Genomic DNA, 22411 nt, shown 5'->3' on the forward strand with positions numbered 1-22411 from the left:
TCTGCTGATTGCCTATTCCTATGAGTGCATAGCCACGGCGACGATTGCACAGTAACGTGCGGTTTTCGCCAGGAGCCTTGCACCATGGGCCGCACTCAACGAATCATCGAGCTGATGAGCGCCCTGGCGCCTGTCGAAGGCTATAACCTGACCGCGTTGGATGACGTGCGCTTTTTGCGTTCCAACCGGCCTTTGCATCGGGTTCCGGTGCTCTACGATCCCGGCATTGTGATTGTCTGCCAGGGGTGCAAGCGCGGCTTTCTGGGGGAAGACATTTACCTGTATGACGCGCAGCATTACCTGGTGGTCTCGGTGCCTGTGCCGTTCACCATGGAAACCGAGGCCAGTGAAGAAGAGCCCATGCTGGCGGTGTACCTGCGGCTGGATTTTACCCTCGCCGCCGAATGGATGGTGGCGCTGGATGACTTCCCTGACCTGGTTGAGGCCAAGCCCCGCGGCATGTATTCATCGCCCATGGATGAGCCGCTCAGCGAGTCGTTACTGCGTTTTCTCGAAGTGATGCATGTGCCGATGGACGCGCAGCTCCTCGGCCCGTCGCTGGTGCGCGAAATCTACTACCGCATCCTCACGGGCGCGCAGGGCGGCTCGATGCGCGCCGCGCTCAACCAGCAGGGCCAGTTCGGCAAGGTCGCGCGGGCGATCCGCAAGATTCACGGCTGCTACCACCAGCACCTGGACGTGGAAGCCCTGGCGGCGGAAGCCAGGATGAGTGTGCCGAGTTTTCACGCGCACTTTCGCACGGTCACGGACACCTCACCGATGCAATACCTCAAGTCCACGCGCCTGCACCAGGCGCGCTTATTGATGTTGCGCAACGACATCACCGCCGCCACGGCGTGTGCCAGGGTCGGCTATGAAAGCGCCTCGCAGTTCAGCCGCGAGTTCAAACGCTTTTTCGGGCGCACGCCGCAGGCAGAGATCCAGTGGATGAAGCGCACCTATGCATTGCCGGCGCCTACGTCGGCGTCGATTTATGTGTCGTCCCACTGAACAGGGTCATCAGCAAGGCCAGCCCGGCAAAGGCCGCGCCGGTGAGGGCTTGTCCCTGCCAGCCGTAGTGCTGCGAGGCGAAAGCGCCCGCCGCCGAACCCAGGGCGCCGCCGATAAAGTAGACCACCATGAACACGGTGTTCAGGCGGCTGGTGGCTGAGGGTTCCAGCGCCAATACGCGGGTCTGGTTGGCCAGTTGGTTGGTCCGGTTACCCAGGTCGAGGAAGGTTGCCGCGATCAGGATGGGCCACCACCAACCGCTCAGCCCAAGGCTGTAGATCAGGATAAACGCCACCAGCACCGTGGTGATGCCGGCGCGTTCGAGCAAGCGCCCATGGCGCCGGGTTTGCTGGCCAATGGTCGAGGCGCAGAGGATGCCTACGATGGCCGACAGCCCCACAAGGCCTGCCTGGGCACTCGTAAAGCCATACGGCGGCAAGGCCAGCAAGGCGGCCATCGAGCCCCAGAACACATTCAATGCACCGAATACCAGAGCGCCCTTGAGCGCCGATTGGCGCAGGGTCGGGTATTGCCTGGCCAGGCCCCAAAGGGACTTGAGCAAGGCGCCATACGCGAGTTTGCTGGTGGAGATCGACACCGGCATGCGCGTCAGGATTGCCATAAACAGCAGCACATCAAGCGCCGCGGCCACGGCAAACATGCCGCGCCAGCCCAGCCAGCCGCTGACCACGCCGCTGACGGTCCTGGCCAGCAAGCCACCGGCCGACAAGCCGCTGACCATCAGGCCCAGCACCGCGCCTTTCTGTTCGAGGGTACTGAGGTCGGAAGCGGCGGGAATGATCACCTGCGCGCTGATACCCGACAGCCCCAGCAGCCCGCTCGCCACCAGCAGCCAGGTGTAAGACGGCGCCGTGGCCGAGGCCAGCAGGCTGATGAAGTTGAGGCACAGCACGGCCAGGATCAGGGTGCGTCGGCTGATCCGGTCGCCCAGCGGTACGAACAGCAGCAGGCCGCAGGCATAGCCCAGTTGCGTGAGCATCGCGATCTGCCCGACGTGCGCGGTGGACACCGCAAAGGTATTGGCGATCAGCGGCAGCATGGCCTGGTTGTAGTAAATCGTGGCGACCGAAAACCCGCAGCAGATGGCGAGGATCAGGGTCAGGCTCTTGGTCAGGACGGGAGAGGGTGGGTGCATGGCGTGGCCGGTGGCTGTCGGATCTGCCGGCGAGAATGAAGCGAAGCGCGGGCGAAATCCAGTGCGTCAGCGCTTCAGGCAAGAACCTTGTTGGATTGAATGTTGGCGGTGAAAGGATTGTCCTGCTGGCAGGACGAACAATCGCATTTAAGCTGGCTAATCGTTTATTGGGTTCATGTGTAGGATCAACCTCATTCGATCGCCTAGCCGCGATCCTCACTTGGAGATCCCGCATGAAACTGTTGCATATCGATTCCAGCATCCTCGGCGACAACTCGGCTTCGCGTCAGCTCAGCGCTGGTGTGGTCAAGGCCTGGCAAGCGGCTGAGCCGGGTGTGGAAGTGACTTACCGTGACCTGGCAAGCGAAGGCATCAGCCACTTTTCGGGCCTGACCCTGGCCGCCCTGGGCACCGCGGCTGAATTGCGTGACGCGGTACAACAGCACGAGGCTGAACTGAGCGCGTCGTCGCTGGCTGAATTCATCGCCGCCGACGCGGTGGTGATCGGTGCGCCGATGTACAACTTCTCGGTGCCTTCCCAGCTCAAGGCCTGGATCGACCGCATCGCCGTCGCCGGCCAGACCTTCCGTTACACCGAAGCCGGCCCTGAAGGCCTGTGCGGTGGCAAGAAGCTGATCATCGTCTCGACTGCGGGCGGTCTGCACGCCGGTCAGGCAAGCAACGTCGGCCACGAAGACTATTTGAAGCTGGTGTTTGGCTTCCTTGGCATCACCGACATCGAGTTCGTCCGCGCCCAAGGCCTGGCCTACGGTGAAGAAGTGCGCAGCAAAGCCCTGAGCGACGCCAACGCCTTGATCAACGAACAATTGTTCGCCGCCGCGTAAGGCTTGTGTAAATTTCGCGTCTGCTCGGTTCCAATCTGAAGTCGGGCGCCTAAACTCTGTATTCTGATCGCCTCAAAACGACCGGAGTACGGAGTTTTTTCGTTTGCCCGCTGTCACTACTTTGGCCCAGGTTATGCACGCATGGGTTTATCACCCGCCGTGAGCGCCTTGAACCATGGACTTTTCATATAGATCTGCCGCGGGTGTTGAACGTGGTCGCGCAGCAAAGGTGGACATCCCCATGATGCGTCTTTGTGCTGTTTTGGTTCTCTCCCTGCTCGGTGGTCTGATTTCAGTGCACGCCGCCCCAGCGCCGCACCCGCATTGGAGTGTGGGCTTCCATCGCATGACCTTTCTCGACCCGCTGGACCAGCAGCCGATGAAGGCCATCGCGTTTTATCCGTCGACCGACGATGAACACAGCACTGCGTTGGGCGCCTATCACGTCGCCGCCACCGAAGACTCCAAGGTCGCCATCGGCCGCTTCCCGATGCTGATGCTGTCCCACGGCAACACCGGTACGCCACTGGCCCTGCACGACCTGGCCACGTCTTTGGCGCGCAAGGGCTTTGTGGTGGTGGCCGTATTGCACCCCGGCGACAACTACAAGGACCACAGCCGCCTGGGCACCGTGAGCAACCTGTATGGCCGGCCGATTCAGATCTCCGAAGCGATCACCGCCACCCTCGGCGACCCGATGCTGTCGCCATTCGTCAACGTCGATCAGGTGGGCGTGATCGGTTACTCCGCCGGCGGCGAAACGGCGTTGATCCTGGCCGGCGCCAAGCCGGACTTCGACCGCCTGCGCCGTTATTGCCAGGAACGCCCGGAAGACCGCGACGCGTGCACCACCAAAGGCGAACTGGTGGTGGATCGCGACGACTTGCAGCCACAGGCCGACCCGCGCATTCATGCCTTGATGCTGATGGCGCCGTTGAGCCTGATGTTTGGCCGCCATACCCTGGCGGATGTGCATGTGCCCGTGCTGCTCTACAGCGGCGACGGCGACAAACTGGTGGCCGTGGACAAGAACGCCGCTGCCCTGGCGCGCAAACTGCCGGAGCCGCCGGATTTCAAACTGTTGGCGGGCGCCGGGCATTTCGTGTTCATGGCGCCGTGTGACAGCGACCAATTGGTGGCCATGCCGGCGATCTGCACGGATGCCGATGGCGTCGACCGCGAAGGCATCCACCGCGACCTGATTTCAGAAGCGGGGCGCTTCTTCTCCCACACGCTGGGCCAAGCGACCCGCGCCGGTATGCAGACCGCCGATCAGTAAGCGCGGCGCTTGAGCAACACGGTCAGCCCCAGCGCCGTGACGGATAACAGCGCGGCGCAAAAGAAGATCCAGCCGTAGCCGAGGTTCAGGGCCACGGCGCCCATCAATGGCCCGGCAATCGCCAGGGCCAGATCAAAAAACACCGCATACGCACTCAAACCGGCGCCACGGCTGCTGTTGGGCACCTGCTTGATGGCTTCGACGCCCAGCGCCGGGTACACCAGCGACAAGCCAAAACCCGTGAGCCCGGCACCGATCAGCGCAACCCCGGTTGAGGGCGCCAGCCACAGCAGCGTCAGGCCCAGGGCTTCGATGGTCATGCAGGCAATCGCTGCACTGAACCCGCCAAAACGGCTGATGGCGGAGATAAACACCAGGCGCGACAGGATAAAACACACGCCAAATACCGTCAGGCAATACGCTGCCCCGGCCCAGCCGCGATTGAGGTAATACAGGGTAATAAAGGTGGTCAGCGTGCCGTAGCCAATCGACGCCAGGCACAGGCTGGTGCCAAATGGCGCAATGCGCCCGAACACCGCCCAGAAGGGCAGTCGTTCGCCGCGTACCACGGGCACCGAAGGCTTATTGCGGATCAGCACCAGACCCAGCGCCGCCAGCACCGTCAAAGCGATGCCAAGGCTGGTGTAGCCATAATCCGCCACCATCACCACCCCCAGCGGCGCGCCAATCGCAATGGCGCCGTAGGAGGCAATGCCATTCCACGAAATCGAGCGCGCCGTGTGTTCAACGCCCACCGCGCCCATGCACCAACTGATGGTGCCCACGCCTATCAGCCCTTGAGCCACGCCAAGCAACAGCCGGCCGACGATCAGGATGCCCAGGCTCAGCGCGGGCAGGCTCTCGACCAGCGTCGCGAAAAACGTCAGCACACCGCTGACCAGAATACCGGCCAGGCCCAGCACAATCGCCCGCTTGGTGCCGACATTGTCGGACATGCGCCCAGCCATCGGCCGGCTGAGCAGGGTGGCCAGGTACTGCGAACCGATGGTGACCCCGGCCACCACCGCGCTGAAACCCAGGTTTTCATGCACATAACCCGGGATCACCGCGATCGGCAGGCCGATGCAGATAAAGGCGATGAAGGTGTAGAAGACGATGGAGACGATCTGCAGCGTGATCGACAGTGAACTGGGGGCGGTGGCAGGCATGGTCACTCGTTCGCGGGCGGGCGGTGACGGCATGATGGCAAGGGCTTGGCGGAAAAGGAAGCAGGCTAACTAGTTTGTTTGATGGCTGGGTTTATTGTGGTGAGCGGGCTGCTTGTGGCGAGCAGGCTTGCCCTGCGTTGGGCTGCGCAGCAGCCCCAATAAAAAACACCGCGTTCTGCCAGGCAGAACGCGGTGTCTGATTTTAGGGCCGCTTCGCAGCCCAACGCAGGGCAAGCCTGCTCGCCACAACAAGCCAGCTCACAGGGCAAGCCAGCTCACTACAGTGGCGTTACTTAGAACACCACGCCTTGGCTGCGCAGGTAGTCGTCGTAGGTGCCGCTGAAGTCGATCACGCCGTTGGCGCTCAACTCGATGATGCGGGTGGCCAGGGACGATACGAACTCACGGTCGTGGCTGACGAAGATCAGCGTGCCCGGGTAGTTTTCCAGCGCCAGGTTCAGCGCTTCGATGGATTCCATGTCCAAGTGGTTGGTCGGTTCGTCCATGATCAGCACGTTCGGCTTTTGCAGGATCAGCTTGCCGAACAACATGCGGCCTTGCTCACCACCGGAAATCACCTTGACCGACTTGAGAATCTCGTCGTTGGAGAACAGCATGCGGCCCAAGGTGCCGCGAATCATTTGCTCGCCCTGCGTCCACTGACCCATCCAGTCGAACAGGGTGACGTCGTCTTCGAAGTCGTGCGCGTGATCCTGAGCGTAGTAGCCCAGCTCGGCGGCGTCGGTCCACTTGATGCTGCCGGCGTCCGGGGTCAATTCATTGACCAGGGTGCGCAGCAGGGTGGTCTTGCCGATACCGTTCGGGCCGATGATCGCAACACGCTCGCCCGCTTCAACCTGGAAGCTGAAGTCTTTGAACAGCGGCTTGCCGTCGAAACCCTTGGCCATTTTTTCGACCATTACCGCCTGGCGGTGCAGCTTCTTGTTCTGATCGAAACGGATGAACGGGCTCACGCGGCTCGAAGGCTTGACCTCGGCCAGCTGGATCTTGTCGATCGCCTTGGCACGGGAAGTGGCCTGCTTGGCTTTCGAGGCGTTGGCCGAGAAGCGGCTGACGAACGATTGCAGCTCGGAAATCTGGGCTTTCTTCTTGGCGTTGTCCGACAGCAGTTGCTCGCGGGACTGGGTCGCCACGGTCATGTACTCGTCGTAGTTGCCCGGGAACAGGCGCAGCTCGCCGTAGTCCAGGTCAGCCATGTGGGTGCACACGCTGTTCAGGAAGTGACGGTCGTGAGAGATGATGATCATCAGGCTGGAGCGCTGGGTCAGGATGTTTTCCAGCCAGCGGATGGTGTTGATGTCCAAGTGGTTGGTTGGTTCGTCGAGCAACAGCACTTCAGGGTCGGAGAACAGCGCCTGGGCCAGCAATACGCGCAGTTTCCAGCCTGGCGACACTTCGCTCATCGGGCCGAAGTGTTGCTCCAATGGAATGCCCAGGCCCAGCAGCAGCTCGCCGGCGCGGGATTCGGCGGTGTAGCCGTCCATTTCAGCGAACTCGGTTTCCAGCTCGGCCACGGCCATGCCGTCGTCTTCGCTCATTTCCGGCAGCGAGTAGATGCGGTCGCGCTCAGCCTTGACCTTCCACAGCTCTTCGTGACCCATGATCACGGTGTCGAGCACGGTGAATTCTTCGTAGGCGAACTGGTCCTGGCGCAGTTTACCCAGGCGTACGTTCGGCTCGAGCATGACCTGGCCACCGGACGGATCCAGGTCGCCGCCAAGGATTTTCATGAAGGTCGACTTGCCGCAACCGTTGGCACCGATCAAACCATAACGGTTGCCGGCGCCGAATTTGACCGAGACATTCTCGAAGAGCGGCTTGGCGCCGAACTGCATGGTGATGTTAGCTGTGGAGATCAATTACTTTACCTATCAATGGGTTGCGAGCGTGGCGGCAGGAGCCTTCAGGCATGCGTCAACAGCGACATCAAGGCGCGAAACCCGGTCGCTGAGCAGAAAATTTTGGATGTGTGTTGGAATTTGGCGCGCATTGTCGCATATGTCAGGCGACAGTTGTAATGCGCGCGAGCGATGGTTTCGTCAATGTCTCCGGCATTGCCAGCCATAACAAAGCCAGGGCGGCGGCCGCAACGCCCGCCAGCGTCAGGAAGGCCGCGTTGTAGCCGGCCTGTTGCACCACGAAACCGGCCAGGCTGCTGCTCAGTGCCGCGCCCAGGCCAAACACCGTGGACAGCGCGCCAAGGCTGACGTTGAAACGACCCGTGCCCTGGGTCAGGTCCTTGACGATCACCGGGAACAGCGCGCCGAAAATCCCTGCGCCGATGCCGTCGAGCATCTGCACGCCCACCAGCCAATACGGGTCGCTGGACAGGGTATACAGCACGCCACGCAGCGGCAAAATCAGGAAACCGGCCAGCAACAACGGTTTACGCCCCCACACGTCAGCTTTAATGCCCACCAGCCAGGCCATCGGCACCATCACCAGCTGCGCGGCGACGATGCAGGCCGAGGTCAGCGGCGTGGCCATTTGCAGGTTGATCTGCGAGAGCTTCTGGCTGACCAGCGGCAGCATCGCGGCGTTCGCCAGGTGAAACAGCGCGCAGCAGATGGCGAACAGCAGCAGCGGGCGATTGCTCAGCAGCACCTTCACGCCGGAGGGTTGCTCATGATCGCTGCTGTGCGCGGGATCAAAGCCCCGGGCGACTTCGTGGTCAATCGCCGACGCCGAGACACAACTGACCGCCACGACACTGGCCACGGCCATAAAGGCCATCAAGTAAAACACCACCACCGGGCCGAACCAATAAGCCAGGCCACCCGCCAGCAAGGCCGCCACGGCGTTGCCGGCGTGGTTGAAGGTTTCATTGCGCCCGGTGCGGCGGGTGAAGGCACGCGGCCCGGTAATCCCCAAGGAAATTGCCGAAATCGCCGGCGCGAATACGGAGGCGGCTACGGCACTGGCCGCCTGAGTCAATGCCACCCAGCTGAACGCGCTGACAAACGGCAGCAGCAGGCAACTGACGGTGACAAGGATGGCGGCCACTGCGATCACCGCGCGCTTGCTGCGCGTGCGGTCGATCAGTGCGCCCGCCGGGCCCTGGGTAATCAAGGCCGCGATACCCGCCAGGGTCATGACCACGCCGATGCTGGCGGGCTCCCATTTGTGCACTGCCAGCAAATAAATCGCCAGGTAGGGCCCGAGCCCGTCACGTACATCGGCCAGAAAGAAATTCAGGCCGTCCAGGGACAGGGTATTACGCAGGTCGGAGTGATTGGCCACGGCGCTGTCTTCGCTAAGGGTGTTCAGGGGATGGACACTCATTGGGCTAAAGACCTACGGGCTCAAATAGAAGTTTCGTCGCCCGAAAGGGTTTTATCTGATGGGCAATTGGCTTATTTTCCGAAGCCCGCTGTCATGACGATCTGGAGATGCAAATGGAGATGCCCTCAGCCCAACAGGCGATTGCTCGTAACAAGGATGCCTGGGATGCCTCCGCCAGGCTGCACAAAGACACCGCCACTTGGAAGACGCTGCTGGAGTCGGTCGCCCGGGCGGACTTTTCGTGCCTGGATCCAACGATCACGGCGTTGCTGCAAGACGTCGGCGTTGCCGGCAAAGACGTGGTGCAGTTGGGCTGTAACAACGGGCGTGAAAGCCTGTCGCTGTTCGGCCTGGGTGCCCGCCGTGTGGTGGGCGTCGACCAATCACGGGCGTTTCTGCAACAGGCATGGGAATTGGCCGAGGTGTCGCCGCATGACCCCGAGTTCATTGAAGCCGATATCCATCACCTACCCGAACCTCTGCTGGGGCGTTTCGACATCGCCCTGGTGACCATTGGCGTACTCAACTGGATGCCCGATGTGGCGCTGTTCATGCGCCATGTGGCGAGTGCACTCAAGCCCGGCGGCACGCTGGTGGTCTACGAAACTCATCCATTCCTGGAGGTGTTTGACCCGAGGGCTGCCAATCCCTTGCTGCCGGTGAGTTCATATTTTCAGCGCGATCCGTTCGTGCTGCAGCAGTCGATTGTCTACGAAGGGCAGGGCGAGGTTGCCGGTCCGACGTCCTATTGGTACGTGCATACCCTGGGGAGCGTGGTGAGTGGCGCAATTGCGGCGCAGCTGCAGATCGAGCACCTGCAGGAATACCCGCATTGCAACCGCGAAGAGCTCTACGAGCAGTACGCGCATCAGCCGGCCCAATTGCCGCTGTGTTTCACCTTGACCGCCACTAAGCGGTGCGCCTGAGCGGTTTTCCCACGCGCAAAAAAAAGCCCGCGAGGAGAGGCGGGCCAAGTGATTCACTGGAGTAGGTAGGCCTCACCCTATAGGCCGGAAAGTGAAGGCCGTGTGAAAACCATGTCGCAAGTTCGGATGGCGGCCGATCAGCCTTTGCGCACAAAAGTGCGCATGGTTTGCCTTGGTCCCGTGCTGAATACCGTTGGCCTTGGCATGCCCGCATCGGCGGCGATAAACACAAAATCATCACCGTCCAGGCGATAGCTGGCCGGCAGTGGCTTGCCGGCATCTTCGCCGATGGCATCGACCCAGGTGATGCTTTTGGGCGAAGTGCTGCTGTCCAGCGTAAACCGGCCCGCAAGCAATACCTCGCCCTCGGTCGTCTTCACTTCGAACGTGTCCCCGGCAATCGTCGTGATTGCTCCCGGCGCGCTATGCGCGTCGGCAGGGTTGAGCACGCCACTGTCTTCGAGGGCGGTCTGCTCCCAAGCGCCTTGAAGAGTTTGATAGTCCGGATCTGAAAAAGAGTGCATGCACATTCCTTGTTGCAGGGGCTGGATTAAGGGTGAGCACCTTTAAGTGCCGAACGTTTGACGGCGCGAATTGTAACCGCGTGGTGACCTAAATGTACCGAAAAGGGCTTTATCTGGGAGATGGCGGAGATTTACTCAACTATTGACTACGCTTAGACATTCTCGGGCATACATTCACGATCGCCCTGCGTCGTCTTCGACATGAAATAGAAACAATCTCTAATTGCGTCGGATTTTTCGCATTAGCGTGTGGTCTGACTGCAGTTGGTCACTGTGCCAGGGCGTTGTCTCTGGTCTCTCCGTCATTAGAGCCTGTGCTTGAGTTCGAATGGGGTAGTGGCTTTTTAATGTCATTTTAAGGTGTTCTTATCTTGAATCGAACTTCTCCGCTCAATTCACCTGCAACGTCAGATGAAATTGATCTGTTTGAATTGTTCCACGCCATCTGGCGGCAAAAAAAACTGATAGTGGGTTGTACGATTCTGGCGGGGATACTGGGGACTGGTTACGCACTGCTTGCTCCCAAGACATATGAAGTCAGCAGTGTGCTGCGCCCGGCGGCCATCAATGAGCTGGATGCGTTGAACCGCTCCGAAGTCTATAAGCTGCCACCCGCCGATGCGCTGGACAAGGTCGGCGCCCAGCTGGACTCCTATGGGGCTCGCCTGGGTTTTTTCAAAAGCCACGAAGAACTGTTCAAGGCCTTTCAGAAACCAGGGCGAAGCCTTGAGCAGAGCTTTGAAGACTTCAACCGCAACTCGATCAACCTGATCCTGCCAGACCCGAAGAAATCCGATTCGTTGAGCAGTTATGTGCGCCTGGAGATGCAATACCCAGCGGACGTAGACGGCGTTGCGATCCTCAACGGGTTTGTCGACTACGCCGTTGCAGCGGAGCGTGAGCAGGTCGGCGCCGACCTCAAGGTCATCGTCAATAACCGTTTGACCGAGCTTAGAGGCAAGATTGATGCAGCTCGCGCCAACTACGATACCGAGAAGGAATCGAAGATCGCCACGCTGCTTGAAGCTGACCGGGTCAAGCGCGCCCGTTTGCAGGATGAACTCAGCGGGCTGCGCCTGCAGATGAAAATGGAGCGCACCGACCGCTTGGCGGAACTGGCCGAGGCGATATCGATTGCCAAGTCCATGGGCATCAAAAAGCCTACGACGCCATCGTCCATGGCCGACACCACACGAGCCGGTTCCAGCCAGGTGGTACGCACCGAGATCAGCAACCAGAAGATTCCGTTGTATTTTCTCGGCACCGAGGCTCTGGAAGCCGAGCGAACCGCATTGCAACAGCGCACCAGCGATGACTTCACCAATAGCCGCATCGCGGAAATTGGCAAAGAGCTGCAATTGCTTGAAACCAACCGTGAGGTTGAAGTCCTGCAAAAGCGTGGGAATGAGGACATCTTCCTGCAAGACGTTGAGCCGCTGCGGGCCGAAATCGCCCGCTTGAAAGGCCTCAACATCGACATGAGCAACTTAAAGCTGGTGTCCATCGACCGTCGTGCTCAGGAGCCGCTGACCTCGATCAAGCCGAAAAAGCTGCTGATTGTCGCGGTGAGCCTGGTCGTCGGGCTGTTCCTGGGCGTATTGGCTGCATTGATCCGTCACTTCGTGCTGACGCATCGCAAGGCTGAACCGTACGCGACCCAAGAAACCAGCAGCCGCCCACACCGTGAGCCTACGGACGATCAACGGCTGCCGTGAGCATGACTGTCAATGGGCCAGCGTCAATGCTGGCCCACGCTGGCTCCGAGCCATCCTGTAGACAGCTTTTCACAATTCTTAGTTAACCTTTGGTTACAAACTGTGGCTAAATAACGGCCAATGGCCTTGGTCCGGATTGTAACCAACCCGTCCAGTCGCCTATGTGTAATCGTGATTTCAGGTGCTGCTTATCCATCCTCGGCCGTTGTGGGCACGCAGGAGCAGCCTGTTCTCTTCTGACGTGTGACGAATCCCTTGAAACTCATCATTGTTGCTCTCTACGTTGCCTCCATTGCGTATGTCCATCTGCGTGGCCGGGTGCGACACAAGTTGGGCCGCCAGCTTAGCGATCACTCGACGTTCCTTGCGCCGATCAACTGCTTCCTTTACCTGTTTTCCAAGCAGCCAAGCCGTCCCTTTTTGTCGCCCGGCGATTTTCCCGACCTGAGCCCGTTGCAAGAGCACTGGCAAGAAATCCGCCAGGAAGGCCAGAACCTGATGCGCATGGGCGAGATCAAGCGTTCCGAGCAGTACAACGATGTGGGTTTCAACTCGTTCTTCAAGTCGGGCTGGAAGCGTTTCTACCTCAAGTGGTACGGCGACAGCCACCCGTCGGCGATGAAGCTGTGCCCGCGCACCACCGAGCTGGTGCAGAGCATTGGCTCGATCAAGGCAGCGATGTTCGCCGAGTTGCCGCCAGGCTCCAAGCTGGTGCGCCACCGCGACCCGTACGCCGGCTCCTACCGCTATCACCTGGGTCTGGACACGCCTAACGATCCTGGCTGCTACATCAACGTGGACGGCGAAAGCTATTACTGGCGCGACGGCGAGCCAGTAATGTTTGATGAGACCTACATTCATTACGCGGAAAACACCACGCAGCAGAACCGCATCATCTTGTTCTGCGACATTGAGCGGCCGATGAAATACCACTGGGCCGCGGCGTTCAACCGTTGGTTCAGTCGCAACGTGATGGCGGCCGCCGGTTCGCCCAATGATGATGGCGACAAGACCGGCGGCCTGAACCGCGCGTTCACCCGCCTGTACAAGATCCGCCTGCGCGGCAAAGAGCTGAAAAAGCGCAATCGCGCGCGCTATTACTTGGAAAAGTGGGCGATCTTCGCCGGCCTGGCGTTGATCTTTATCCTTATCTGAAACCCGCCCGGGCGCGAATCACGCGGGTGGTTTCGCGCCCAGTTTGTCCCACATCTTCTTCGTAATCTTCTGCCGATTGGCGTAGCCGGCCCACGGGTCGGCTTTGAGTTTATCCAAGCGTTCATGCAGGTTGGCGACGGTCCACTGCTGGGCGCCGCGCAAACCATTCAACTCCTCTCGACTCACCGGTACCGATACCGGCAGGCCAGGCCGTGCGCGCACCGAATAAGCGGCCACCGTACTCGCGCCGCGTGCATTACGCAGGTAGTCGATAAAGATCTTGCCGATGCGGTTTTTTGGGCCCGACGTCGCGGTAAACCGTTCCGGCAACTGCGCTGCCATGAACTGCGCGATGGCCTTGGCGAAGGCTTTGACGCTGTCCCAGCCGTCCCGGCGCGCCAGCGGCACCACCAGGTGCAAGCCTTTACCGCCGCTGGTTTTGACAAACGCTTGCAGACCAATCTCATCCAGAACCGACAACGTGAGTTGCGCCGCTTCCAGCATGGCTTTCCACGGCAGCGCCGGGTCCGGGTCAAGGTCGAGCACGAACAGGTCAGGCGTTTCGATTTTGTCGACAGTCGCGCCCCAGGTGTGCAATTCGACGGTGCCCATTTGCACGGCGCCGACCAGGGCGTCGGTGGTGTCGATCTCCAGCAGGCGCGCATGACCGGGGTCCAGTACCGGGTCCAACTGTTTGATATTCGGAATAGCCAGGCGCTCGGAATGCTTTTGGAAGAACTGCTCGCCCTCAATTCCTTCGGGAGCACGCAGCAGCGACACCGGGCGGTGCTGCAGAAACGGCAGAATCCATGCGCTGATGCCTTGATAGAAGTCGGCCAATTGCTGTTTTTGCGCACCGCTCTGCTTGTCGATTACGCGGTCAGGGTGCGTGATGGTCACGCCGCTGCTGACCTTTTTGGCCTTGGGGGTCGCCTTGGTGACGGACGTGGCTTTGCGCGGTAACTCGTGAATAATCTGCGCCACCGGCTTGTCGGTGCGCAACGCAATAAATGACGCTTGGCGCACTACGCCTTCGCGGGTCCACTCGGCAAAATTCACCTCGCCAACCAACTGCGGTTCCACCCAGTGCACGCCGCGCGCCTGGGCGCTGGTCAGCGGCTTGTGCAGCGGCGAGGTCTTGCGTTCCAGGGGCGTGAGCTGTGCATAGATAGCCTTCAACGATGCCTGATCAAATCCGGTACCGACGCGCCCGGCATAGACCAGCCCGGAATCGTCATTGACAGCCAGCAACAGCGCGCCAAAGCCACTGCGCGAGCCCTGAGGCCGCGTGTAACCGATGATCACGAACTCCTGGCGCAAACGGCATTTGAGTTTGATCCAGTCGGCATTGCGGCTCGACACATATGGGCTGCCGACGCGCTTGCCGATCACGCCCTCCAGCGCCAGGTCGCAGGCGCTCTCGAAAATGTCGCGCTGGTTGGCGGCGAAGGCTTCGGAGAACCGCAGCAGTTTGCTGAGGCTTGCGGACAGCGCGGCCTTGAGCGCAGCGCGGCGCTCTTGCACCGGTGCGCTGCGCTGATCCTGGCCGTCGAGAAAGGGCGCGTCGAACAGGTAATACACGATGTCCAGGCTGCGGCCGATGTCGAAGGCATTTTGCAGCGCCTGGAAGTCCGGCAACCCCTCGCCATTGAGGCTGACCACTTCACCGTCGAGCCAGCTGTCCTTGAGCTTGAGGGTTTGCAGGGCCTTGACCTGACGCGGCAGGCGGTCGGTCCAGTCATTGCCGTTGCGGGTGAACAGACGCACTTCACCGTCGCGAATGCGCGCCAGCATGCGGTAGCCGTCGAACTTGATTTCGTATTGCCAGTCACCTTCGGGCGCGCGATCGACCAGGGTCGCCAACTGCGGGGCAAATTGCTCGGGCAATGCCTCGGCACGTTTGGCGACGGGGGCTTTTTTGGCGGCCGCGGCTTTCTGGCGTTTCGCCGGCGGCTTGGATTTGCCGACCGAGGCGTCGCTGAGCACGCTTTTGGGCTCGGCCTCGACGATGTCGTAGTCATTGGAGGGGCGCGCCTGCTGGTCCTTTTCCTTGATCAGCAGCCACTGTTGCTTGTCGCCGCTGCCTTTGATACGGGTGCGCACCAGGGCCCAGTCGCCGGAGAGTTTTTCGCCGACCAAGGTGAACTTGAGTTTGCCGGCCGCGTAGGCCTTGTGCGGGTCTTCATGGGGCTGCCAGACACCGCGGTCCCACACGATCACATCGCCCGCGCCGTATTGCCCCGCCGGAATGTTGCCCTCGAAATTGCCATAGCTGAGCGGGTGATCTTCAACGTGCACCGCCAGGCGTTTCTGGGTGGGGTCCAGGCTGGGGCCTTTGGGCACCGCCCAGCTTTTGAGCACGCCATCGAGCTCCAGGCGAAAGTCATAGTGCAGGTTGCGCGCGTCGTGTTTTTGAATCACGAACGACAGCGCCGAGGCTTTGCGTTTGCCCGGGGGCGCACTGCCGGCTGGCTCGGCGGTAATCCCGAAATCACGTTTGCGGTTGTATTCGCTCAGGGGCTTTGCCATGTCGTTCTCCAGCAAAGGGCGGGCTCAAGAGGCCTTTTTGGCGGATTTCTTCGCGGCAGGCTTTTTCGTTGCGGGCTTGGCGGCGGGCTTGCCGGCCAGGCTGCGCTTGAGCAGTTCGGTGAGGTCGATGACATCCGCCGATTTGCGCTCCTCGCTGCCTTCCTGGCTTTCCACATCTTCGATCTTGCCGGCCTTGGCCTTCTTCGCCACCAGCGCCATGATTTTGTCCTGGAAACTGTCGCGGTATTCGTCGGGCTGCCAGTCGGCGCTCATGTCCTCCACCAGGCGTTTAGCCATGTCCAGCTCGCCTTTGGCCAGGCTCGGCTTGGTGACGTCGCTGCCCAGTTCCAGTTCGTCCAGGCTGCGCACCTCGGCAGGCCACCGCAGCATCACCAGCACCAGCGCCGATTCCAGCGGCATTAAGGCCGCCAGGTGCTGCTTGGTGTGCAGCACCACATTGGCCAGGGCGACCTTGCCGGTTTTTTTCAGGGTTTCGCGCAACAGTGCGTAGACCTTGCCGCCGCGTTTGTCCGGGGCCAGGAAGTAGGGCGTGTCGATGTTTTGCAGCGGGATCTGGTCGCTGGCGACAAAGGCGATGATTTCGATGGTCTGGGTCGACTTGGGGTGCGCCGAGCGAATTTCGTCCTCGCTGAGCACCACGTAGCGGCCTTTCTCGAACGCCACACCCTTGACGATGTTCTCTTTGGTGACTTCCTTGCCGGTGGTCTTGTTGATGCGTTTGTAGCCCACCGGGTCCATGCTGCGTTTGTCCAGCCAGTCAAAATCAACGCCTTGGGAAGACGTGGCTGAGACCAGTGATACCGGGATGTGGACCAAGCCGAAGCTGATCGCGCCTTTCCAGATTGCCCTTGGCATGCCTGCAATTCCTTGAGAAGAGACTGTGTTCTGGTGACTCACAGGCGCCGGGAAAAGTTTCGGCGAGCAGATGCGCGGACAGATTGTGTTACACCTGATGAGAAACTATTTAGTGTCGAAAGCCGAACCCAAGGCGTAGCGTGTTATCGAAAGCACGTACCACTGCCCCAGAGAGGCTTTGTCATGAACAGCTGTGTGCGTCACCTTGCAGTACTGGCGTTGGGCCTGGCGCTGACGCCATTGGCCCAGGCGCAAAACCTGCCTGGCAGCTACGACTCCAACAACAGCCCTATTCATCGGGCCAACCCCAACAGCATGCAGGGCACCCAGCCCAATGCGCCGGCGACACGCGGGATTCAGACCGGGCCGACCAGCCCCGCACCCACCGTGCAAAACGGCGGCATTGGCAATCGCTATCCCAAGCGTGAGGCCGCCCCGAGCCGTCCCACGACCGACACCAAAGCCCCCACCTATGACGCCAACGGCAATCGTTGGTAAGGACTCCGTCTTATGTTGCTACGCAAAACCCTTCTAGCCGCTATTTGCGCAACCACGCTGCTGCCACTGGCTGCGGTGCACGCCGCCGATGCCCAGCAATTCCCGAGCGAACAAGGCAGCATCACCGCGACCCCGATCGTCAAAGGCCTCGACCACCCCTGGGCAGTGGCGTTTCTACCGGACAAGCAAGGCTTTCTGGTGACCGAGCGCCCAGGTCATCTGCGTTTTGTCAGCCCCGACGGCAAGCTTTCTGCACCGTTGACCGGCGTGCCCCAAGTGTGGGCCAAAGGGCAGGGTGGTTTGCTGGATGTGGTGCTGTCGCCGGACTTCAAGCAGGACCGCATGGTCTACCTGTCGTACGCCGAAGGCGGCGGCGAGGGTGGCAAGGCCGGCACCGCCGTCGGACGCGGGCGCTTGGCTGATGACCTGAGCGGCCTGAAGGATTTCAAAGTGATCCTGCGCCAGGAGCCCAAGCTGTCCACCGGCAATCACTTTGGCTCGCGGTTGGCCTTCGACCGCGATGGCTACCTGTTCGTGACCCTGGGTGAAAACAATGATCGCCCGACCGCCCAGGACCTGGACAAACTGCAAGGCAAGGTGGTGCGGATCTTCCCGGACGGCCGCGTGCCGGAGGACAACCCCTTTGTTGGTCAGCAGGGCGTACGCCCCGAAATCTGGTCCTACGGCCAGCGCAACCCGCAAGGGCTGGCATTGAACCCCTGGAGTGGCACGATCTGGGAAAACGAACACGGGCCACGCGGTGGTGATGAAATCAACATCATCGAGCGCGGCAAAAATTACGGTTGGCCATTGGCGACCCACGGCATCAATTATTCGCTGACACCGATTCCCGAGGCCAAGGGCAAGACGGTGGAAGGCACCGTGGCGCCTCATCACGTCTGGGAGAAATCACCGGGGATCAGTGGCATGGCGTTTTATGACGCCGACCGCTTCAAGGCGTGGCAGCACAACCTGTTCATTGGCGCATTGGCCAGCCAGGAGTTGATCCGCCTGCAGTTCGACGGCGACAAGGTGATCCATGAAGAGCGTTTGCTCGCAGGTTTGAAAGCGCGCATCCGCGATGTGCGGCAGGGGCCGGATGGGTTTCTGTATGTGCTGACTGATGAGGATAACGGTGTGCTGTATCGGGTCGGCCTGAACCAGGACTGAATGCGAGAGCGGGGTTGCCCGCTCCCACATTTTGCATTGCAACCGGCTTAAAGCCCGAGGTCGGACAGCCCCGGATGATCATCCGGGCGCCGGCCCAGCGGCCAGTGAAACTTGCGTTCGCTGGCCTTGATCGGCAGGTCATTGATGCAGGCAAAGCGGTTGGCCATCAGACCGTTCTCGTCGAACTCCCAGTTCTCATTGCCGTAGGAGCGGAACCAGTTGCCGGAATCGTCGTGCCATTCGTAGGCATAGCGCACGGCGATACGGTTACCGGTGAAGGCCCACAATTCCTTGATCAGCCGATAGTCCAGCTCCTTGGCCCACTTGCGGGTCAGAAAACCCTTGGCCTCTTCGCGGTTGTGCGCAAATTCAGCGCGATTGCGCCATTGCGTGTCCGGTGTGTAAGCCAGCGACACGCGGTGCGGGTCGCGGGAATTCCAACCGTCTTCGGCCAGGCGAACCTTTTCGATGGCCGACTCGCGGGTAAACGGTGGCAGTGGCGGGCGAACTTCTGCGTCGGATGACGGTGCCTTGGATGACATGGGGCAGCTCCTGAAAACAATGAGGTCTATCGAAAGTTGCGCAGTTGATGCGTTCAAAGTTGCAATAACGTTCGCGCCATGCATTGCGCATTATCAGCAGCTGTTGAATCACCCATCACCAGGGCAACGGTAATGGCGCCGTCGATCAAGATCAGCAGTTGCGCGGCCTGCTGTTCAGGGTCGGGGGTGCCATGTGCTTTGCACAGTTCCAATGCGTAATCGAAGAGTTTGCGTTTATGCGCCTTGGCCAGCAGGCGCACCGGGTCGTGCGGGTCGCCGGTTTCACCACTGGTGTTGATGAAGGCGCACCCGCGAAAGTCTGCCGAGCCAAACCACGCCTTGAGGGCGTCGAACAGCGCCAGCAGGCGTTCTCCACTGCCTTCACTGCGTTCGACTTCGCTGCGCAGCCACTGCATCCAGCGCTCATCGCGGCGGTGCAGGGCGGCAATCACCAACTCATCTTTATTGGCGAAGTACCGGTAAATACTTTTGCGCGAGACGCCCGCGGTTTTCACCAGCAAGTCCATGCCGGTGGCGGCGATGCCATGGCGATAGATCAACTTCTCGGTAACATCGAGGATAATATCGCGGGTGTCATTGCTGATTGATTCATTCATGCCGTGCACAGTAGAACGATCGTTCTCCATGGTCAATTAACTTTTTTCCATCTCGGGCGACGAGACCTGAGCTGCCCCATGGTGTAAGCTCGTGGCCTCTTCGGATTCGACCCATTGCGAGCCTTATGCCGTCGTTCTTCAAACGCTCCCTGTTGCCAAAACTGCGTGGTTTCCCACTGTCTCCCGAGTCGATCGACGTGCTGTCCGGCGCCGATGCGTTTCGCCGTTGCCTGCTGGAGAAAATCCCCAAGGCCACGCGGCGCATCTACATCGTCGCGCTCTACTTGCAGCAGGATGAAGCCGGCCAGGAGATCTACGATGCCTTGCACGCCGCCAAGGCTGCACGGCCAGCGCTGGACATCGTGGTGGTGGTTGACTCGCTGCGCGCCCAGCGCGGGCTGATTGGCGCAGGCAAGCAACCCGGCAACAGTGCCTGGTACCAGGCCATGACCCAACGCCACGCCAGCGAAGTACCGGTGTACGGCGTGCCGGTGCAGACCCGTGAACTGTTCGGCGTGTTGCACCTCAAGGGCTTTGTGATCGACGACAGCGTGCTGTACAGCGGCGCCAGCTTGAATAACGTGTACCTGCACAAGTTCGACAAGTACCGTTTTGACCGCTACCACCTGATCCACAGCCAGGCGCTGGCCGACTCGATGCAGCATTTGCTGGAGCACGGCTTGATTGCCTCCAAGGCCGTGCATCGCCTGGATCTGCCGAACCCGCCCACCACCCGCAGCCTGCGCAACGATATCGGCGACTTGCGCAGCCGCCTCAAGCATGCGGCGTATGACACCACAGCCGGGCTGTTGCCCAACGGCCACATGCTGGTAAGCCCGCTGCTGGGCGTCGGCAAGAACAACCCTCTAAACCGCGTGATCCTCGAGTTGATCGCCAGTGCCCAGCATCAGCTGACTATCTGCACGCCGTATTTCAACCTGCCACTGCCGGTAACCCGGGAAATCAATCGCGCCCTGGCGCGCGGGGTCAAGATCGACATCATTGTTGGCGACAAAACCGCCAACGACTTTTACATCCCACCCAGCGAGCCGTTCAAGGTGATCGCGGCGTTGCCCTACTTGTATGAAATCAGCCTGCGCCGCTTCGCCAAACGTCATCAGCCGATGATCGACAGCGGCCAGTTGAACCTGCACCTGTGGCGCGACGGCGACAATACCTATCACCTCAAGGGCATGTGGGTTGACCAGCGCTACACCTTGCTCACCGGCAACAATCTGAACCCACGGGCGTTCCGACTCGACCTTGAAAACGCCTTGCTCATCGATGACCCGCGCGGCCAGTGGCTGGAGCCGCGGCGTACCGAACTGGCGCAGATTTTCCAGCACACCACGCGCATCGAAGGGTATCAACAGTTGCAGACCCTGGTGGACTATCCGCCGGCTGTTGGCAAGTTCCTGCGACGGGTCAGCCGCGTGCGCATCGAGCGGTTGCTTTACCGCATCTTGTGAACCCTCACGGCGTAGAGCAGCAGCCGGGTCTGATTCCGGCCCGGCTGCACCCACCCCTCAGGACAGTTCCCGCAACGCTGTACATGCGTGACTGGCAGGCGCGCCACGCCGACTGGACGGGCAACTGACGCAAGCCAGGTTTGAACAGGCCCCACTGCGCCACAAACGCGAAAGCTCAACGACCAGTACTGGCCACTCGGCCGAGGCTGAGCGCGCAGGTCGAGGCTTTCCGCAGTACATCGACGCACGCAGAGCGGATGGAAAACTGCAACAAACCCTCATTCACTGGTTGATGACTGGCGACATCAACGACCAGCCCATTCCTCGTAACGCCTCGATCCGGCTATTCATTGACGCGCTCAGCAATGCTGCATGCCCAGTGCGGTGATGAATCCGGCGGACGGCTATGCGCAACTGGTAAATGCCGCCATCAAGGGCCTATTCAAACTGTCGCATCTGGCCCCCAGTGCTTCGATGCTGGGCAAGACAGCGCCACACTTGTTAACCGTAGAGGAGAAGTTGAGGGCTTACTGGTTGGCGGGAGGGTGGGATCCTGCACCCGCGCCTGCGCCGACGGGCGTGGCTGGAACCAGCCAGGGAATCGCGGTGGTCGCGTCCAGAGTCAATGGCTTCTGGTATGCGATCAATCCAAAAACGGGGAGGGCGGATGCCACGCCATTGCCTGACTTCAAATCGACAGCCCCAATGGCTGTCTAGGCGGTCAAACCCGACACCAGGCTGAAGCAGTCCCAGGCCCTGCACTTGCGCGAGTGCAGGGCCTGGGGCTTCTTATCAGTTCAGGCCGAGCTTGCCGCGCAGGGTCGACAGGTCTTCAGCCAAGGTGTTGACCGGGCCTACCAGGGCCTTGCGGTCGTTTTCCTTCACTTTGTCGTAGGTTTCAAAGCCGCCATCCTTGGTTTTGTACTTGGCCAGGATCTTGTCCACGGCAGCGAAGTTCTTGTCGACTTTGGTCAGGAAGACCTTGTCTTGCTTCTCGATCTGGCCACGGAACAGGTCGACGATTTTCTTCGCACCGTCGATGTTGCCCTGGAAGTCATACAGGTCGGTGTGGCTGTAACGATCTTCCTCACCGGAAATCTTGGTGGCAGCCACTTCTTCCAGCAGGGCAGCGGCACCGCCGACCACTTTCTCAGGTGGGAAGGTCAGGCCGTCAACCCGGGTTTTCAGGTCGTTGACGTCAGTGTTGAGTTTGGCGGTCAGCGCTTCGAGGCCTTTGGTGGTCTTCTCGGAGAACAGCACGTACTCGATGCGGTGGAAGCCGGTGAAGTCTTCGGCGGTCACGCCTTTTTCGTGGTCGTCAACGCGCGAGTCGATGGAGGCGTCGAGGTCGCTGAACAGCTCGGCGATCGGCTCGATGGACTCATAGTGAACACGGGTCGGGGCGTAGAGCTTCTGGGCGGTGGCCAGGTCGCCCTTGTTGATGGCGTCGGTGAACGCCTTGGTCTGGGTGACCAGCTCACCGATTTCTTCGGTGACGTAGATCTTGTAGTCCGACACCGGGCCTACCAGGTCCAGGGGCGCGGTAGCGGCGAATGCTGCCAGCGGTGAGAGGGTCATTAACAACGACAACGCGATAGTCGACTTCTTCATGGGACGTTTTTCCGCT

At 60.5% G+C, this 22411-nt stretch carries 20 protein-coding genes; 10 read left to right on the plus strand and 10 right to left on the minus strand.

Going from position 1 to position 22411, the window contains the following annotated elements:
• Positions 1 to 84 precede the first annotated feature (84 nt).
• Positions 85 to 1011: an AraC family transcriptional regulator N-terminal domain-containing protein gene (locus tag ABWL43_RS13445; protein ID WP_404488110.1), complete on the plus strand. Its 927-nt coding sequence runs from the start codon at positions 85 to 87 to the stop codon at positions 1009 to 1011.
• Here ABWL43_RS13445 and ABWL43_RS13450 read toward each other — a convergent pair.
• A complete protein-coding gene (locus tag ABWL43_RS13450; RefSeq protein ID WP_369302261.1) occupies positions 977 to 2167 on the minus strand; it encodes an MFS transporter in 1191 nt (396 codons plus the stop codon). The genes ABWL43_RS13445 and ABWL43_RS13450 overlap by 35 nt on opposite strands.
• 233 nt (positions 2168 to 2400) lie before the next feature.
• On the opposite strand from ABWL43_RS13450, the gene ABWL43_RS13455 reads away from it, so the two are divergent.
• Together ABWL43_RS13455 and ABWL43_RS13460 are read left to right on the plus strand one after the other, a co-directional pair.
• On the plus strand, positions 2401 to 3012 hold the full coding sequence (locus ABWL43_RS13455; protein ID WP_404488113.1) for an FMN-dependent NADH-azoreductase: 612 nt from the start codon (positions 2401 to 2403) through the stop codon (positions 3010 to 3012).
• Positions 3013 to 3253: 241 nt separating this feature from the next.
• Positions 3254 to 4291 (plus strand): dienelactone hydrolase, encoded by a 1038-nt coding sequence (locus ABWL43_RS13460; RefSeq protein WP_242197017.1) that lies wholly within the window; start codon positions 3254 to 3256, stop codon positions 4289 to 4291.
• Here ABWL43_RS13460 and ABWL43_RS13465 read toward each other — a convergent pair.
• The 3 genes from ABWL43_RS13465 to ABWL43_RS13475 form a co-directional block, all read right to left on the minus strand.
• Entirely contained in the window at positions 4285 to 5460 is a 1176-nt protein-coding gene (locus ABWL43_RS13465) for an MFS transporter (protein ID WP_404488114.1), read from the minus strand. The genes ABWL43_RS13460 and ABWL43_RS13465 overlap by 7 nt on opposite strands.
• 293 nt (positions 5461 to 5753) lie before the next feature.
• The gene (locus tag ABWL43_RS13470) at positions 5754 to 7340 is read right to left on the minus strand and encodes an ABC-F family ATPase (RefSeq protein WP_106577981.1); all 1587 of its coding nucleotides are present in this window, start codon (positions 7338 to 7340) and stop codon (positions 5754 to 5756) included.
• A 142-nt stretch (positions 7341 to 7482) separates the two neighbouring features.
• On the minus strand, positions 7483 to 8721 hold the full coding sequence (locus tag ABWL43_RS13475; RefSeq protein WP_242197904.1) for an MFS transporter: 1239 nt from the start codon (positions 8719 to 8721) through the stop codon (positions 7483 to 7485).
• Positions 8722 to 8876: 155 nt separating this feature from the next.
• On the opposite strand from ABWL43_RS13475, the gene ABWL43_RS13480 reads away from it, so the two are divergent.
• Positions 8877 to 9689 (plus strand): bifunctional 2-polyprenyl-6-hydroxyphenol methylase/3-demethylubiquinol 3-O-methyltransferase UbiG, encoded by an 813-nt coding sequence (locus ABWL43_RS13480; RefSeq protein WP_145160444.1) that lies wholly within the window; start codon positions 8877 to 8879, stop codon positions 9687 to 9689.
• A 137-nt stretch (positions 9690 to 9826) separates the two neighbouring features.
• Here ABWL43_RS13480 and ABWL43_RS13485 read toward each other — a convergent pair whose 3' ends face one another.
• Positions 9827 to 10213, minus strand: coding sequence for a TIGR03067 domain-containing protein (locus tag ABWL43_RS13485; protein WP_404488116.1), 387 nt, complete (start codon positions 10211 to 10213; stop codon positions 9827 to 9829).
• Between the two features lie 371 nt (positions 10214 to 10584).
• On the opposite strand from ABWL43_RS13485, the gene ABWL43_RS13490 reads away from it, so the two are divergent.
• Together ABWL43_RS13490 and lpxO are read left to right on the plus strand one after the other, a co-directional pair.
• Positions 10585 to 11928: an LPS O-antigen chain length determinant protein WzzB gene (locus ABWL43_RS13490; protein WP_404488117.1), complete on the plus strand. Its 1344-nt coding sequence runs from the start codon at positions 10585 to 10587 to the stop codon at positions 11926 to 11928.
• A gap of 255 nt (positions 11929 to 12183) precedes the next feature.
• On the plus strand, positions 12184 to 13083 hold the full coding sequence (gene lpxO, locus ABWL43_RS13495; protein WP_404488118.1) for a lipid A hydroxylase LpxO: 900 nt from the start codon (positions 12184 to 12186) through the stop codon (positions 13081 to 13083).
• Between the two features lie 18 nt (positions 13084 to 13101).
• Here lpxO and ligD read toward each other — a convergent pair whose 3' ends face one another.
• Both ligD and ABWL43_RS13505 read right to left on the minus strand, forming a co-directional pair.
• On the minus strand, positions 13102 to 15612 hold the full coding sequence (gene ligD / locus ABWL43_RS13500; protein ID WP_404488120.1) for a DNA ligase D: 2511 nt from the start codon (positions 15610 to 15612) through the stop codon (positions 13102 to 13104).
• Positions 15613 to 15636: 24 nt separating this feature from the next.
• Positions 15637 to 16488, minus strand: a complete 852-nt coding sequence (locus ABWL43_RS13505) for a Ku protein (RefSeq protein WP_262206642.1) — start codon at positions 16486 to 16488, stop codon at positions 15637 to 15639.
• 183 nt (positions 16489 to 16671) lie between these two features.
• On the opposite strand from ABWL43_RS13505, the gene ABWL43_RS13510 reads away from it, so the two are divergent.
• Together ABWL43_RS13510 and ABWL43_RS13515 are read left to right on the plus strand one after the other, a co-directional pair.
• Complete coding sequence (locus ABWL43_RS13510) at positions 16672 to 16986, plus strand: hypothetical protein (RefSeq protein WP_404488123.1); 315 nt, start codon at positions 16672 to 16674, stop codon at positions 16984 to 16986.
• Between the two features lie 12 nt (positions 16987 to 16998).
• Positions 16999 to 18156, plus strand: coding sequence for a PQQ-dependent sugar dehydrogenase (locus ABWL43_RS13515; RefSeq protein ID WP_404488125.1), 1158 nt, complete (start codon positions 16999 to 17001; stop codon positions 18154 to 18156).
• 47 nt (positions 18157 to 18203) lie between these two features.
• On the opposite strand, the gene ABWL43_RS13520 is transcribed toward ABWL43_RS13515, so the two are convergent.
• Both ABWL43_RS13520 and ABWL43_RS13525 read right to left on the minus strand, forming a co-directional pair.
• On the minus strand, positions 18204 to 18698 hold the full coding sequence (locus ABWL43_RS13520; RefSeq protein ID WP_404488126.1) for a DUF1348 family protein: 495 nt from the start codon (positions 18696 to 18698) through the stop codon (positions 18204 to 18206).
• A 53-nt stretch (positions 18699 to 18751) separates the two neighbouring features.
• Positions 18752 to 19315 (minus strand): TetR/AcrR family transcriptional regulator, encoded by a 564-nt coding sequence (locus ABWL43_RS13525; protein WP_262206645.1) that lies wholly within the window; start codon positions 19313 to 19315, stop codon positions 18752 to 18754.
• A 125-nt stretch (positions 19316 to 19440) separates the two neighbouring features.
• Between ABWL43_RS13525 and pssA the strand changes: the two genes are divergently transcribed.
• The gene (gene pssA, locus ABWL43_RS13530; RefSeq protein ID WP_404488128.1) at positions 19441 to 20784 is read left to right on the plus strand and encodes a CDP-diacylglycerol--serine O-phosphatidyltransferase; all 1344 of its coding nucleotides are present in this window, start codon (positions 19441 to 19443) and stop codon (positions 20782 to 20784) included.
• 372 nt (positions 20785 to 21156) lie between these two features.
• Positions 21157 to 21501 (plus strand): hypothetical protein, encoded by a 345-nt coding sequence (locus tag ABWL43_RS13535; RefSeq protein WP_404488129.1) that lies wholly within the window; start codon positions 21157 to 21159, stop codon positions 21499 to 21501.
• Positions 21502 to 21576: 75 nt separating this feature from the next.
• On the opposite strand, the gene efeO is transcribed toward ABWL43_RS13535, so the two are convergent.
• Positions 21577 to 22395 carry an iron uptake system protein EfeO gene (gene efeO, locus ABWL43_RS13540; RefSeq protein WP_145160465.1) on the minus strand — a complete coding sequence of 273 codons (819 nt, stop codon included), beginning with the start codon at positions 22393 to 22395 and terminating at the stop codon, positions 21577 to 21579.
• Positions 22396 to 22411 lie beyond the last annotated feature (16 nt).

The sequence above is a fragment of the Pseudomonas sp. HT11 genome (assembly GCF_044875395.1).
In the GTDB taxonomy this organism is placed as follows: domain Bacteria; phylum Pseudomonadota; class Gammaproteobacteria; order Pseudomonadales; family Pseudomonadaceae; genus Aquipseudomonas.